The sequence below is a fragment of the Saccharopolyspora dendranthemae genome (assembly GCF_007829955.1).
Taxonomy (GTDB): Bacteria; Actinomycetota; Actinomycetes; order Mycobacteriales; family Pseudonocardiaceae; genus Saccharopolyspora; species Saccharopolyspora dendranthemae.
The window spans coordinates 667,886-681,859 of the sequence record NZ_VIWX01000001.1 but is presented as its reverse complement, the minus strand read 5'-3'; the positions used below and the strand labels follow the sequence as shown (position 1 = coordinate 681,859).

Below are 13,974 nucleotides of genomic sequence, written 5' to 3'. Positions count from 1 at the left end.
ACTCCAGGGGATCACTGGAACTCGGAGATGATCTTGGTGAACTCGTAGGGCTGCTGCTCGACGCTGCTGCACTTGCCGTCGGCCCAACCGCCGGGCTGGGTGCAGACGCGGTCGCGGTTGAGCGCCCAGTAGGAGAGGCGGCCGATCTGCTTCTGCTTGGCGTAGTCCAGCAGCGCGCGGAAGGTGTCCGGGGTGAACAGCTCCGACGGCTGGTCGGTGTGGCCGTTCATGAGGATCACGCCCGTGCGCGCGTAGGCCGCGGCGTCGTCGAACTCGGGGTGCAGCTCGCGCAGCTGCTGGTGGAACGCCTCGGCGACCGAGATGGCGCTGTTGGCCATGTCCTGACCGGGGCCGCCGTAGTCGAAGTCCATGATCTTGAACAGGTCGATCTCAGCGCCCATGTCCTTGGCGCGCTGGATCTCGGCCTTGCCCGCCTCGTTGAGCCCGACGGTGGTCATCGGCAGCGTCAGGGTGACGTGGAGGTCGGGGTTGCGCTCCTTGAGCGTCTTGATGGCTTCGAAGCGCTTGGTCTCGTTGGGGACGTCGCCCAGGTCGTCGCCCTCGATGTCGAGGTCGATGTGGGTCAGTTCGTACTTGTCGATGACCTGCTGGTACGCATCGGCCAGCGCCGCGGCGTCAGCGCAGGCGGCCGCGAGCTCGATGCCGTTGTAGCCGCCGAAGGACACGGAGATGTTGCCGCCCGCGGCCCGCACGGCGTCGGCCTTGGCCTTCACCGCGGTGTCGGTGGCCACCTCCTGGCCGACCTTGCCGTCCCAGGTGGGCGTGCAGGAGTCGGTGGACGGGGCCAGGGCGAAGGCGAAGATGTAGTCCTTCTGCCCGCTGGCCTCGATGGCTTCGGCGATGTCCTGGGGTTCGTTGTCCAGCGGCATGTAGTACGGCGCGGCCTTGAGCTCGCCCGGAGCGGCCTGCGCCGTCATGGCGCCCGCGATCGGCAGCATCAGCAGGCCGGCGGCCAGTGCCGCCCATCGGGCCGGTTTCCTGGTCAAAGGGTGCTCCCCTCGTGACGACCCGGCCGATCGGCCGGGTCGTGAATCGATCCGGAAGCGTGGCGCGCTCGGCTCCGGACGTGCGCTGCGGAGATCTCCAGCGCGGAGGAAGGTATGTGCACCAGGTCACCCAGTCAATGGGTCTAGACCAGTTTGGCGGGACTACGCAACGACTCTCGGCCGAGCGCTGCATCCGCGGCGTCGGAATGCCGCGTCGCGTTGCGCCGGACGCCGCGGCATGTCGTTCCCGGGGCGGCGAGCGTTAGCCGGTTCCAGCGGTGCGAAGGATCACGATCTGCCAGCGGTGGTCGAGAGCCGGACGAAAGCCCGCCGTTTCAGCAATACATCCTGCGCACGACCCCGTTGGGCGGTCACGCCCGGGTCTCGGAGGTGCTGCGGCGGGGATCTAGGGTGACCGCCCATTGCCGCAGTCCCCACTCGAAGGAGTGATCGGCTCTCATGTCGAACGCCAACCCCGCTCCGCGACGCACCGCGCTGGTGGCGGCTGCAGCGCTGTCCACCGTGGTGCTCGGAAGCACGCCCGCCACCGCCGAGCCCGAATCGGGCGAGGCCTCGCAGGCCGCGCAGAAGCTGCGCGAGCTGTCCAAGCAGGCGGAAGTGCTCACCGAGGACTACAAGAAGGCGCAGGACGATCACACCGCCAAGCGCAACGACCTCGACCGGTTCAACGCCGAAGCCCAGCAGGCCGACCGGGTCGCGGGCGAGGCGCGCGTGCAGGAGGAGCAGCTGCGCGGGAAGGTCGACCGGCTGAGCAAGGCCTCCTACAAGGGTTCGCAGATGAACTCGATCGCGGCGGTGCTCGACAGCGAGAACCCGGACGCGTTCCTGGACCGCGCCTCCACGCTCGACCTGATGGCGCAGCACAACTCCGAGTCGGTGCGCGCCTTCTCCGACGCCACCCACCGCGCCGAGGGTGCCCGCAGGCAAGCCTTCGACGCGCGCGCCGGTGCCGAGAAGGCCGAGGCGGACGCCGCGCGGCTGGAAGGCGACATCGAGGGCCGCAAGAAGGAGATGGACGCGCAGGTCGCCAAGGTCAAGGAGCAGTACAACGACCTCAGCGAGAAGGACAAGGGGATCCTGTCGGGCGTGAAGAGCACCGTCGGGCAGCTCGCCGGTTCCGGTGCCGCGATCAAGGCGGTCAACGCCGCGCTGAACAAGCAGGGCTCCCCGTACGTGTACGGCGCCAAGGGACCCTCGCAGTTCGACTGCTCCGGCCTGGTGCAGTACGCCTACAAGCAGGCCGGGGTCGATCTGCCGGGTTCGACGCGTTCGCAGGTGTCGGTGGGGCGTTCGGTGTCGCAGTCGGAGATGAAGCCCGGCGACATCATCTTCTTCTACAGCTCCGCCAGCCACGACGGCATCTACATCGGCAACGGCAAGATGGTCCACGCTCCGACCGAGGGGCAGACGGTCAGCGTCGAAGAGGTCGAGTACATGGGCGAGATCAACTCGGTGCGTCGCGTCGCCGGCTGATGCGGGATTGCGCGTCCCGGGTGGTTTTCAGGAATTCGGCCTCGGGACGGAGACCCGTTCCGCTACAGTCCGTGTCGTCATGATCACTGAAAGCCAGGTTCCTGGTCCCTTCCTCGCGTGAACCGGTGGTTCCGGGCGAGGTGGACAACGATGGGAGAACCCATGTTAAGCAGGATCGCGATGGTGTCGGTGACCGCTGCGGCCGCCGTTCTGCCGCTCGGCGCGGCCAGCGCCGCAGCAGAACCGGCCGCACCGGAACTCGTCCCGGGAACGCCGTGCACGGCGACCGCGCACGCGTGCGTGAGCCTGTCGGCCAACCGCGCGTGGCTGATCCGGGCCGGTGAGGTCTACTACGGCGAGGCCTCGGCGCTCGGTGGACGTCCCGAGACGCCCACGCCGGCCGGCGTCTTCCACGTGACGTGGAAGGACAAGGACCACCACAGCAAGGAGTTCGACGCCCCGATGCCGAACTCGGTGTTCTTCACCAACACCGGTGTGGCGTTCCACCAGGGCAGCCTGACCGAGCGTTCCGCGGGCTGCCTCCACCTGTCGAAGAAGTCCTCGGAGGTCTTCTTCGACAAGCTCCAGGTCGGCGACGAGGTCCAGGTCGTCCCGTAACGGACGCCCCACGACCGGAGCTGTTGGTGAGCTGCTGTGCGTGGCGGTGCGGGTGGCGGAACCTGAGCGCCTTCGTGGACTCCGTGCGCCGCTCCTTGAGTATGCCAATACGAGGCGTCCCGGCGTACTCGCCACGAAGGCGCTCAGAACCCGCGGCGGTGCCGGCTGAGTCCCACACCTGAAACAACGGCTCCGCCGCATCCCTCAACAGTTCCCAGGCCCGTGACTCGCGAAACCGGAGTCACGGGCCTTTCGCGTTCTTCAAGGCCTCGTTGCAGTCCGCGCAGGTCGGGGCATGGATCCAGTCGAACTCCGAGGGGCTGGCCAACGCGAAAACGCCTTCGCAAGCAGAGGTCGCCGACGGGCCGGCGTCCGCGCTGTTCCCGAGGAAGGCATGCCGGACCAGGCCGTAGTGGCTGGTGGCGTCCGGCACCGGGCGCCAGAAGTAGCGCAACCACGCTCTTCCCGCTGTCATGCGAAACCTCATCCCTGCGCTCGGTGGATTCCGAAGCTGCCGCGGAGCAGTGACTTCCGGACGACGATCAGCGGCAACTTCCATGAGTAGTGTCGGGATGACTGACGGTGATCGATAGGCTCCGGCCGTTCACAGGCGTTCGCAGCGGGGGTGGGGCATGGCGACGGGTGCGGATCTCAGGGCGGTCCGGGAAGCGGCTGGGCTGAGCCTGTGCGGGCTGGCGCGGCGAACCCACTTCGCGAAGTCCTACCTGAGCATGGTCGAGACCGGGAAACGGCCCGTGGCAGCGGATGTGGCCGATGCCTACGAGCAGGTTCTCGGTGTCCCGTTGCGGCCTGCACCGGCTGACCCGGTGCGGCTCGCGCACGAATGGCTCGTGGGCGAGTCGCCGGTGGTCGTGCAGGTGCGGGCGGGGCGACGGGTGGGTGCGGAGCTGGCGACCGAGCTGGAGAGGCGCGTGGTCGAGCTCCGGCATCTCGACGACGTCGTGGCGTGCCGGGACCTCCTGCCCGCCGTGTCCCGTGAGTTGGCGGACGCCGAGGGGCTGGTCCGTTCGGCCAGCTTCTCGGAGCGGGTCGGTCGGCGGTTGTTCACCGCTGTCGGCGAGCTGGCCCAACTGGCAGGTTGGATCGCCAGCGACGCCGGGCGTCACGCCGAAGCACAGCGGTTCTACGTCTCCGGCGTGGGAGCTGCGGGGGAAGCCTCGGACCGCGTGCTCGGTGCGCAGCTGTTGTCGAGCTTGAGCTACCAGATCGCGAACGTCGGGGACCCGCGCGACGCGGTCCTGCTCGCCCGCACGGCGGCGCTGGGCACTGTGGGCGCCACGCCGGTCGTTCGCGCGTTGTTCCTGGAGAGGGTTGCTTGGGCATCGGTGAGAGCCGCTGACGTCACCGGTACCTGGCGAGCGTTGGATGCGGTGGACGAGGCGTACGAGCGGCGCGGCGGGAGTGGTAGCGAGCCGGAGTGGGTCTACTGGCTGGATCGTTCGGAGATCGATGTCATGGCGGGTCGCTGCATGATCGAACTGGGTCGGCCGGCTGATGCCGAGCCGTTGCTGGCGCGGGCGATCGCCCACTACCCGCCGGATCACGCTCGGGAGGTCGCGCTCTACTCGTCGTGGCTCGCCGAATCCCACGCACGAGCCGGGGATCTGGATGCCGCCCGGGACGCTCTCGACCGCGCGCAGCAGCACGCCGAGATCATGCCGTCGGCGCGGACGGCCGCTCGGCTCGACGTGGTTCGGGCCGTGTGCGGCTCTGGTTGAGGGGCCGTGATGTCATGGGGTTCTGGGCAGGGAGTGGGTGAGGGTGGTCGCCCATTGGGCGACGATGTTCTTGCGGCGGGGGGAGTCGTCGGTGAGGACGTCGGCCAGGCCGAGACCGCGGGCCAGGTCGAGGGTGGCCTGGACGAGGCGCCGAGTGGTGGGGTCGGAGTCGTCCGCGCCGAGCATCTCGATGGCGACCTGATGCACCGTGCGGCCGAACTTCGCTTCCAGCGGGACGATCCGTTCCCGCAGGCCCGGGTCCGCGGCCGCTGCCGTCCAGACCTGGAGAGCGGCTTTGAACAGGTCTCCCGTGTAGTAGTCGACGACCCGGGAGACCACGTACTCGGTCCGGCCGGGGCCTTCGGGCAGCTGCGTGCTCTCCGCGCGGATCTCCGACATCCGCGCGTTGAACATGTGCTCCAGGGCAGCGGTGATGAGGTCCTCGCGAGCCGGGAAGTGGTGCTGCGCCGCGCCGCGCGACACCCCGGCCCGCTGGGCGGCGGCCGTGACCGTCGTCGCGTCCCAGCCCTGGGTCGCGAGGCAGTCGATGGTGGCCTCCAGCAGGCGTTGCCGCGTCGCTCGGCTGCGGTCCTGCTTCGGCTCGCGCGACGTCATCTCCGTGGTCCCCCGCTCTGGCAGCTCGCACCGTCCCCGGCCGGGTCGGCGCCGCTCAGTACGACTTCGGCAGGCCCAGGCTGTGCTGGGCGACGTAGTTCAGGATCATTTCACGGCTGACCGGGGCGACGCGGGCGATGCGCGCGGCACCGAGCATGGCGGCCAGACCGTGCTCGGCGGTCAGGCCGGAACCGCCGTGGGTCTGGATGGCCCGGTCCAGCGCGGCGATGCTCGCCTCGGCCGCGGCGTACTTGGCCATGTTCGCCGCCTCCGCGGCCTCCATGTCCTGCCCGGCGTCGTAGAGGGTGGCGGCCTTCTGCATCATCACCTTCGCCAGCTCCACCTCGATCTTGTGCTGAGCCAGCGGGTGCGCGATGCCCTGGTGCGCGCCGATCGGCGTCTTCCAGACCTGCCGCTGGTTGGCGTAGGCCACGGCCCGGGACAGCGCGTAGCGACCCATGCCGGTCGACAGCGCCGCGCCGAGGATGCGCTCCGGGTTGAGACCGGAGAACAGCTGCATCAGCGCCGCGTCCTCCTCACCGACGAGGGCGTCGGCGGGAAGCCGCACGTCGTCGAGGAACAGCGTGAACTGCCGGTCCGGGGCGATGATGTCCATCTCCATCGGATGCGCGACGAAGTTCGGAGAATCGGTGGGCACGACGAACAGCGCGGGCTTGAGCTTGCCGGTCGCCGCGTCCTCGGTGCGCGCGACGACGAGCACGGCGTCGGCCTGGTCGACGCCGGAGATGAACACCTTCTGGCCGTTGAGGACCCAGTCCGCGCCGTCGCGCCGCGCGGTGGTGCTGATGTGGTGCGAGTTCGATCCGGCACCGGGTTCGGTGATGGCGAAGACCATCGTGGTGCTGGCGTCGGCGAGGCCCGGGAGCCAGCGCTGCTTCTGCTCCGGCGTGCCGTACTTGCTGATGATGGTGCCGCAGATCGCGGGCGAGACCACCACCAGCAACAACCCGGCGCCCTCGGCGGAGAGCTCCTCCTGCACCAGCGCGAGTTCGTAGATCCCGGCGCCGCCCCCGCCGTACTCCTCGGGGATGTTGACGCCGAGGAAGCCGAGCCTGCCCGCCTCCGCCCAGAGCTCGGTCAGCGGCTCCTGCTTCCGCGCCTTCGGCAGCACGTAGTCGACGTGGTTGTAGCGCTGGGCGAGCTTGGCGACGGAGGCCCGCAGCTCCTTCTGCTCGTCGGTTTCGATGAAGCTCATCGGCTCTCCTCGGAGTCCGGGGTGTCGACCACGGCCAGCACGGTTCCCACCTCGACCTGCTGTCCCTCGGTCACGTTCAGCTCTGCGAGCACTCCGTCGGTGGGCGCGGCCACGGTGTGCTCCATCTTCATCGCCTCCAGCCACAGGATCGGCTGTCCTGCGGTGACGCGGTCGCCGGCATTTGCGGCCAGCCGGATGACCTTGCCCGGCATCGGTGCCAGCAGCGATCCCTCCACGACCCGCTCCGCCGGGTCGGTGAACCGCGGTCGCCGCACCAGCGAGACCGGGCCCAGCGGGGAGTCCACGCAGACCAGGTCGTCGTAGCGGGCGATGCCGAAACTCCGCCGGAGCGAGCCGTTCTCACACGGGACGTCGAGCACCACCCGCGACGGCGAGGCCTCGACGACCGCGAGACCGGGGTGCTCGACGAACTCGAACCCGGTGCGCTTCGCCAGGTAGGACACCGCGATCTCACGCTCACCGCAGGTGTGCACCTTCGTCTGCGGGACCGACGGCAGGTTCCGCCACCCGGAGGGGATCCGCGCGTTGACGCCTGCGGCGAGCCGGTTCTCGGCAGCGGAAGCGACGGTCGCGGCCACGGCGGCGAGATCCGCGGAGTCCTCGGAAGCCAGCGGTCGCGCGAGGGCGTCCAGGCCGTGCCGGTCGAAGAACGCCGTGTCGGTGTCGCCGGCCAGGAACGCCGGGTGCCGCAGGATCCGCACGAGCAGGTCGCGGTTGGTGACCAGGCCGTGGACCTGCGCGCGGGACAGGCTCGCGGCCAGCAGCCGGGCGGCCTCGTCCCTGGTGTCGCCGTAGGAGATGACCTTGGCCAACATCGGGTCGTAGTGGATGCTCACCGCGTCACCGCTGCGGAAACCGGAGTCCAGCCGCACGCCCGGGGACGTGAGCACCTCGAACTCCGCTGCGGTGCCGCGGAATTCGAGGTGCCGCAGCGTTCCGCTCTGGGGGCGCCAGTCGTGTGCGGGATCTTCGGCGTAGAGCCGGACCTCGATCGAATGACCGTGGCAGGCAGGCGATTCCGGCGGCAGTGCGTATCCGTCGGCGATCTGCAGCTGGAGCCGGACCAGGTCGACGCCCGTGGTGTTCTCGGTGACCGGGTGCTCCACCTGCAGACGGGTGTTCATCTCCAGGAAGTAGAACTCGCCCGCCTCGTCGGCGAGGAACTCGACCGTGCCCGCGCCCTCGTAGCCGATGGCGGAGGCGGCCAGCCGCGCCGCGTCGAACAGGCGCGTGCGCATCTGCGGGCCGATCCGCTCCACCAGCGGGGACGGGGCTTCCTCCACGACCTTCTGGTGCCTGCGCTGGATCGAGCACTCCCGCTCGCCCAGCGCCCACACCGTCCCGTGCTGGTCGGCCAGGACCTGCACCTCGATGTGCCTGCCGGTTTCCAGGTACCGCTCGCAGAACACGGCCGGATCGCCGAATGCCGATTCGGCTTCGCGGCGCGCGGCGTCGAGCTGCCTGGGCAGCTCGGAGAGCGTCCGGACCACCCGCATGCCGCGACCGCCACCGCCCGCGGAGGCCTTGACCAGTACCGGGAGGTCGGATTCGGTGACGGTGGCCGGGTCGAGCTCGGGCAGGACCGGGACCCCGGCGTCCGACATCAGCGCCTTGGCCTCGACCTTGGACCCCATCGATTCGATCGCCTTGACCGGCGGACCCACCCAGCGCAGGCCGGCGTCGATGACGGCTTCGGCGAACGCGGCGTTCTCCGAGAGGAAGCCGTAGCCGGGATGCACCGCGTCGGCGCCCGCCGACCGCGCGGCCCGCACCAGCTGCGCGGCTTGGAGGTACGTCTCGGCGGGGGTGTCGCCGGGGAGCCGGACGGCCACGTCGGCTTCGGCGGTGTGGGGTGCTGCGGCGTCGGCGTCGGAGAAGACCGCGGTCGTGGACAGGCCCATCCGGCGGGCCGTGGCGAAGACGCGCCGGGCGATCTCACCTCGGTTGGCGACGAGAACGTGGGTGATCATCGCGTGGCTCCTCACATCCGGAAGACGCCGAAGCCCTCGGCGCCTTCGATCGGGGCGTTGTGGATCGCCGACAGGCACATCCCCAGCACCGTCCGGGTGTCGCGCGGATCGATGACGCCGTCGTCGTAGAGCCGACCGGACAGGAACATCGGCAACGACTCCGCTTCGATCTGGTTCTCGACGGCTTCGCGCATCGCCGCGTCACCGGCCTCGTCGAACGGCTGGCCCTTGGCCTCCGCGGCCGCGCGGCCGACGATCGAGATCACCCCGGCCAGCTGCGCAGGCCCCATCACCGCGGATTTCGCGCTGGGCCAGGAGAACAGGAACCGGGGGTCGTAGGCCCTGCCGCACATGCCGTAGTGCCCCGCGCCGTAGGAGGCGCCCATCAGCAGCGAGAGGTGCGGGACCTTCGAGTTGGACACCGCGTTGATCATCATCGCACCGTGCTTGATGATGCCGCCCTGCTCGTACTCGGCACCCACCATGTAGCCGGTGGTGTTGTGCAGGAACAGCAGCGGCGTCTCGGCGCGGTTGGCCAGCTGGATGAACTGGGTCGCCTTCTGCGACTCCTCGGAGAACAGCACGCCCCGCGCGTTGGCGAGGATGCCGACCGGGTAGCCGTGCAGCTCGGCCCACCCGGTGACCAGACTGGACCCGTACCGGGGTTTGAACTCGTCGAAGTCGGAACCGTCGACGATGCGGGCGATCACCTCGCGCGGATCGAACGGCACCTTCAAGTCCGTGGGCACCACGCCCAGCAGCTCGTCGGGGGAGTGCAGCGGTTCGCTGACCTCCGCGCGAGGGGCCGGTCCCTTCTTCCGCCAGTTCAGGCGTTTGACGATGGAACGGCCGATGCGCAGCGCGTCGGGCTCGTCGAGCGCGAAGTGGTCCGCCAGACCGGACACCCCGGCGTGCATGTCGGCGCCGCCCAGCGACTCGTCATCGGAGTCCTCGCCGGTGGCCATCTTCACCAGCGGTGGACCGCCGAGGAACACCTTCGAGCGCTCCTTGACCATCACCGTGTGGTCCGACATGCCCGGGATGTAGGCGCCGCCCGCCGTGGAATTGCCGAAGACCAGCGCGATGGTGGGAATCCCCGCCGCCGACAGGCGGGTGAGGTCGCGGAACAGCGCGCCGCCCGGGATGAAGACCTCCTTCTGCGTCGGCAGATCCGCTCCACCGGACTCGACGAGGGAGATCACCGGGAGCCGGTTGCGCTCCACGATCTCGTTGGCGCGCAACGACTTGCGCAACGTCCACGGATTGCTGGTGCCTCCGCGCACGGTCGGGTCGTTCGCGACGATCATGCACTCGACGCCCTCGACGACGCCGATGCCGGTGACCACCGAGGCGCCCACCTGGAAGTCGCTGCCCCACGCGGCCAGCGGGCACAGCTCCAGGAACGGCGAGTCCTCGTCGAGGAGCAGCTCGATGCGTTCCCGCGCGGTGAGCTTGCCGCGTGCGCGGTGGCGCTCCACCTTCGACGGGCCACCACCGGCGACCGCCGTCTCGTGCGCGGCCTCGACCTCGGCGAGCTTGCCGGTCATCGACTCGACCGCCTCCGCGTACTCGCCGGAACCGGTGTCCAGCGCGGATCGCAGGATCGTCATGCTCGGTACCCCAATCGGTTCGCCGCCAGTCCGGTCATGATCTCGGTGGTTCCGCCGCCGATGCCCAGGATCCGCATGTCCCGGTACTGGCGCTCGACCTCGGACTCGCGCATGTAGCCGAGCCCGCCGAACAGCTGCAGCGCCTGGTGCGCCACCCACTCACCGGCTTCCACGGCGGTGTTCTTGGCGAAGCACACCTCGACCGTCAGGTCCTGCTCGCCCGCGACCGCGCGTTCGGCGAGCCTGCGGGTGTAGACGCGGGCGACGTCGATCTTGCGGGCCATCTCGGTGAGCGTGGTCTGCACGGACTGCCGGGTGATCAGCGCGCGGCCGAAGGTCTCCCGGTCCCGGCACCACTGCTCGGCGAGATCGAGGCAGCGCTGCGCGCTGGCGTAGGCCTGCACGGCCAAGGACAGGCGTTCGCTGAGGAAGGCCTGCGCGATCTGCAGGAAACCGGAGTTCTCCGGGCCCACCAGGTTCTCCGCGGGCACGCGGACGTCGGTGAACGACAGCTCGGCGGTGTCGGAGGCCTGCCAGCCCATCTTCTCCAGCTGGCGGGAGACGGTGAACCCGGGCGTCCCCTTCTCCACCGCCAGCAGCGACACACCGCCGGCCCCGTCCTCGCCGGTGCGCACGGCGGTCACGACGTAGTCGGCGCGGCAGCCGGAGGTGATGAACGCCTTGGCACCGTTGACCACGTAGTGCTCGCCGTCGCGGTCGGCGCGGGTGCGCAGGTGGCCGACGTCGGAACCACCGCCGGGCTCGGTGATTGCCAGCGCACCGATCTTGCGACCGGCCAGCGTGGGTCTCACCCAGCGCTCGATCTGCCGCGGGTCGTGGGCGGCGGCCATGTGCGGCACCGCGATCCCGCAGGTGAACAGCGAGGCGAAAGTGCCGCCGGAACCACCCGCGTAGTGCATCTCCTCGGCGATGACCGCCGCGTCGATGAGATCACCGCCGCCACCGCCCACCTCGACCGGCAGCGCTGCACCGAGAAGCCCCAGATCGCCGGCCTTCTCGTGCAGCCAGCGCGGCAGCTCGCCGTCTCGCTCCCAGCCGTCCTGGTGGGGCAGCACGTCGGTCTCGACGAAGCGGCGCACGGTTTCCCGCAGCGCCCGTCGCTCGTCGTCGTCCCACGGGTTCACAGCAGCACCTCCGGGATCTCGATGTACCGGGACCGCAGCCACTCGCCGAGTCCCTTGGCCTGCGGGTCGAAACGTGCCTGCGCCGCCGCGCCTTCGCCGAGGATGCCCTCGACCACGAAGTTCAGCGCTCGCAGGTTCGGCAGCACCGTGCGGGAGATCGGCAGTTCGGCTGCTTCCGGAAGCAGCTCTCGCAGGCGGTCGGTCGTGAGCGCGTGCGCCAGCCAGCGCCACTGCTGTTCGGTGCGCACCCACACACCGACGTTGGCGTTGCCGCCCTTGTCGCCGCTGCGCGCCGCCACGAACGTCCCGAGCGGGACCCGGCGGGTGGGTCCTTCCGGAAGGGCTTGCGGCAGGCGCGGTTCGGGCTGGATCTCCAGCTTCCGCGTCTCCGCCTGCGGCGCTACCTCCACCCGGTCGCCGTCCGGAAGCACGGCGGTGTGCGGAACCAGGGCCGGATCGACGTAGCCCGCGGTGAAAACGCCGTAGGGCGAGGCTTTCCCGGGCACACTGGTCAGAGAGCACCCGGGGTAGCTGGCCAGCGCCATCTCCACGGCGACGCCGGAGAAGGCGCGGCCCACCACGTCCTGGTCCGAGTCCCGCACCACGCAGCGGAGGATCGCGCTGGCCTGCTCCTGGGTGTCGGCGTCCGGGCGGTCGAGCCGGGCCAGGGTCCACGTCAGCTCCGCGGGCCGGCGCACCAACCCCGCTTCCAGCTGGCGTCGTGCGAGCGCGGCCTTGGCCTCGATGTCCAGACCGGTGAGCACGAAGGCCATCTCGTTGCGGAACCCGCCGAGGGCGTTGAGCGAGACCTTGAGCGCGGGTGGCGGCGCCTCACCGCGCGTGCCGCTGAGCCGGACCCGGTCGGGGCCCTCCTGGGCGACCTCGACGGTGTCGAGCCTGGTGGTGACGTCCGGACCGGCGTAGCGGGCGTCTTGGACCTCGTACATCAGCTGCGCGGTCACGGTGTCCTCGGTGACCGCGCCACCCGTTCCCGGGTGCTTGGTGATCGTGCTGGACCCGTCGCGCCGCAGCTCGGCGATGGGGAAGCCCGGGTGGGTCAGGTCGTCGACCTCGGTGAAGAACGCGTAGTTGCCGCCGGTCGCCTGCGTTCCGCACTCGATGACGTGGCCCGCCGCGACCGCCCCGGCGAGCGCGTCGTGGTCGTCGCGTCCCCAGCCGAAGTGGGCTGCCGCGGGACCGGCGACGACCGAGGCGTCGGTGACCCGTCCGGTGACCACGACGTCGGCACCGGCGTTGAGGCACTCCGCGATTCCCCAGCAACCGAGGTAGGCGTTGGCGACCAGGGGAGAGCCCAGGTTGAGCTCGGCGGCCCGCGCGGTGAGGTCGTCGCCTTCGACGTGCGCGACCGCGACGTCGAGACCGAGCTTCTCGGTGAGCTCGCGGATCCGCGCCGCCAGACCGGCGGGGTTGGCGCCACCGGCGTTGGCGACGATCCGCACACCGCGCTCGACGGCGAGCCCGAGGGAGTCCTCCAGCTGGCGGAGGAACGTTCGGGCGTACCCCAGGTCGGAGTCCTTGATCCGGTCTCGACCCAGGATGAGCATCGTCAGCTCGGCCAGGTAATCGCCGGTGAGCACGTCGAGCTCGCCGTCGGTGAGCATCTCGCGCATGGCCGAGAACCGGTCGCCGTAGAAGCCCGAGCAGTTGCCGATGCGGAGGAGTTCCGGGTGGGAGCCGATCACGAGTGCTGCCCCGCCTTCCTGCCCTTGCCCGGCGCTCCGGCGAAGGCCTGCGCGATGGTGAGCCAGTGCGCGGCGTCCTCGCCGACGGTCTCGATCGCGAGGTCGTCGCGGTTCCTGCGCTGGGTGACCAGCAGGCAGAAGTCCAGCGCGGAACCGGAGATCCGCTGCGCGGCGTCGGCCGGGCCCCACTCCCACGCCTCACCGCGCGGCCCGACGAGATCGATGCGGAACGGCTCGGACGGCGGGTTCTGGCCGTGGGTGGCGTAGGCGAAGTCGCGGGTGCGCACGCCGATGTGCGCGACGTTGCGCAGCCGTGCGGTAGGAGCTCGCGTGACGCCGAGCGCGTCGGCGATGTCCTGGCCGTGCGCCCAGGTCTCCATCAACCGTGCGGTGGCCATCGAGCCGACGCCCATCGGCGGGCCGAACCACGGGAGCTTGCGCCCGTCATCGACGCCGCGCAGCGCCTCCGCCAGCTGTGCGCGGCCGAGCCGCCAGGTGGAGAGCAGGTCCGCTGGGCGCGCGCGGGCGCCGTCGTCGGCGGCCTCGTCGACGAAGCCGAACGGGTTCCGCATCGCCTCTTCGACCACCGCCGCGAACCCGTCCGGATCGTTGGCCGACAGCAGCGCCACGCCGTCGGTCCACGCGAGGTGGGCGATCTGGTGCGCGATCGTCCACCCCTGCGCGGGGGTCGCGAGCGCCCACTGCTGCCCGTCCAGTCCTGCGACGAGCTCGTCGAGCTCATCGCCTTCCGCGCACATGTCGTTCAGCAGAGCGCCCACGTCGGCCATGCGGACAAGGGTGGGCTGGGCGACGAAAAAAAGCAAGCACGACTGATT

At 70.1% G+C, this 13,974-nt stretch carries 12 protein-coding genes; 3 read left to right on the top strand and 9 right to left on the bottom strand.

The window, feature by feature from the left end; translation table 11 throughout:
* Window positions 1-11: 11 nt before the first annotated feature.
* Window positions 12-1,007 carry a chitinase gene (locus FHU35_RS02985; protein WP_145736458.1) on the bottom strand — a complete coding sequence of 332 codons (996 nt, stop codon included), beginning with the start codon at window positions 1,005-1,007 and terminating at the stop codon, window positions 12-14.
* A 459-nt stretch (window positions 1,008-1,466) separates the two neighbouring features.
* Here FHU35_RS02985 and FHU35_RS02980 point away from each other — a divergent pair, with 459 nt between their 5' ends.
* Window positions 1,467-2,501, top strand: a complete 1,035-nt coding sequence (locus FHU35_RS02980; RefSeq protein WP_145736456.1) for a C40 family peptidase — start codon at window positions 1,467-1,469, stop codon at window positions 2,499-2,501.
* Between the two features lie 162 nt (window positions 2,502-2,663).
* Window positions 2,664-3,119: a L,D-transpeptidase gene (locus tag FHU35_RS02975; protein ID WP_246110039.1), complete on the top strand. Its 456-nt coding sequence runs from the start codon at window positions 2,664-2,666 to the stop codon at window positions 3,117-3,119.
* Between the two features lie 241 nt (window positions 3,120-3,360).
* Here FHU35_RS02975 and FHU35_RS02970 read toward each other — a convergent pair whose 3' ends face one another.
* Window positions 3,361-3,594, bottom strand: coding sequence for a hypothetical protein (locus FHU35_RS02970; protein ID WP_145736454.1), 234 nt, complete (start codon window positions 3,592-3,594; stop codon window positions 3,361-3,363).
* 157 nt (window positions 3,595-3,751) lie between these two features.
* On the opposite strand from FHU35_RS02970, the gene FHU35_RS02965 reads away from it, so the two are divergent.
* On the top strand, window positions 3,752-4,858 hold the full coding sequence (locus tag FHU35_RS02965) for a helix-turn-helix domain-containing protein (protein ID WP_145736452.1): 1,107 nt from the start codon (window positions 3,752-3,754) through the stop codon (window positions 4,856-4,858).
* Window positions 4,859-4,870: 12 nt separating this feature from the next.
* Here the strand turns inward: FHU35_RS02965 and FHU35_RS02960 are convergent, their stop codons facing one another.
* From FHU35_RS02960 to FHU35_RS02930, 7 genes are read right to left on the bottom strand one after another with little or no spacing between them, the layout of a single operon-like run.
* Window positions 4,871-5,473: a TetR/AcrR family transcriptional regulator gene (locus FHU35_RS02960; RefSeq protein ID WP_145736450.1), complete on the bottom strand. Its 603-nt coding sequence runs from the start codon at window positions 5,471-5,473 to the stop codon at window positions 4,871-4,873.
* Window positions 5,474-5,528: 55 nt separating this feature from the next.
* Entirely contained in the window at window positions 5,529-6,689 is a 1,161-nt protein-coding gene (locus FHU35_RS02955; RefSeq protein WP_145736448.1) for an acyl-CoA dehydrogenase family protein, read from the bottom strand.
* Window positions 6,686-8,680: an ATP-binding protein gene (locus FHU35_RS02950; protein ID WP_145736446.1), complete on the bottom strand. Its 1,995-nt coding sequence runs from the start codon at window positions 8,678-8,680 to the stop codon at window positions 6,686-6,688. The genes FHU35_RS02955 and FHU35_RS02950 overlap by 4 nt, the downstream gene beginning before the upstream one ends.
* Window positions 8,681-8,691: 11 nt before the next feature.
* Complete coding sequence (locus FHU35_RS02945; RefSeq protein WP_145736444.1) at window positions 8,692-10,290, bottom strand: acyl-CoA carboxylase subunit beta; 1,599 nt, start codon at window positions 10,288-10,290, stop codon at window positions 8,692-8,694.
* The gene (locus FHU35_RS02940) at window positions 10,287-11,435 is read right to left on the bottom strand and encodes an acyl-CoA dehydrogenase family protein (RefSeq protein ID WP_145736442.1); all 1,149 of its coding nucleotides are present in this window, start codon (window positions 11,433-11,435) and stop codon (window positions 10,287-10,289) included. Before FHU35_RS02940 ends, FHU35_RS02945 begins: the two co-directional genes overlap by 4 nt.
* Entirely contained in the window at window positions 11,432-13,138 is a 1,707-nt protein-coding gene (locus tag FHU35_RS02935) for an acyclic terpene utilization AtuA family protein (RefSeq protein ID WP_281290202.1), read from the bottom strand. The genes FHU35_RS02940 and FHU35_RS02935 overlap by 4 nt, the downstream gene beginning before the upstream one ends.
* Entirely contained in the window at window positions 13,135-13,926 is a 792-nt protein-coding gene (locus FHU35_RS02930) for a TIGR03084 family metal-binding protein (RefSeq protein WP_145736440.1), read from the bottom strand. Before FHU35_RS02930 ends, FHU35_RS02935 begins: the two co-directional genes overlap by 4 nt.
* Window positions 13,927-13,974: the final 48 nt, after the last annotated feature.

Coding starts and splice junctions, on each gene's coding strand:
- FHU35_RS02980 (WP_145736456.1), top strand. CDS start 1,467: ATGTCGAACGCCAACCCCGCTCCGCGACGCACCGCGCTGGTGGCGGCT.
- FHU35_RS02975 (WP_246110039.1), top strand. CDS start 2,664: ATGTTAAGCAGGATCGCGATGGTGTCGGTGACCGCTGCGGCCGCCGTT.
- FHU35_RS02970 (WP_145736454.1), bottom strand. CDS start 3,594: ATGACAGCGGGAAGAGCGTGGTTGCGCTACTTCTGGCGCCCGGTGCCG.
- FHU35_RS02965 (WP_145736452.1), top strand. CDS start 3,752: ATGGCGACGGGTGCGGATCTCAGGGCGGTCCGGGAAGCGGCTGGGCTG.
- FHU35_RS02960 (WP_145736450.1), bottom strand. CDS start 5,473: ATGACGTCGCGCGAGCCGAAGCAGGACCGCAGCCGAGCGACGCGGCAA.
- FHU35_RS02955 (WP_145736448.1), bottom strand. CDS start 6,689: ATGAGCTTCATCGAAACCGACGAGCAGAAGGAGCTGCGGGCCTCCGTC.
- FHU35_RS02950 (WP_145736446.1), bottom strand. CDS start 8,680: ATGATCACCCACGTTCTCGTCGCCAACCGAGGTGAGATCGCCCGGCGC.
- FHU35_RS02945 (WP_145736444.1), bottom strand. CDS start 10,290: ATGACGATCCTGCGATCCGCGCTGGACACCGGTTCCGGCGAGTACGCG.
- FHU35_RS02930 (WP_145736440.1), bottom strand. CDS start 13,926: ATGGCCGACGTGGGCGCTCTGCTGAACGACATGTGCGCGGAAGGCGAT.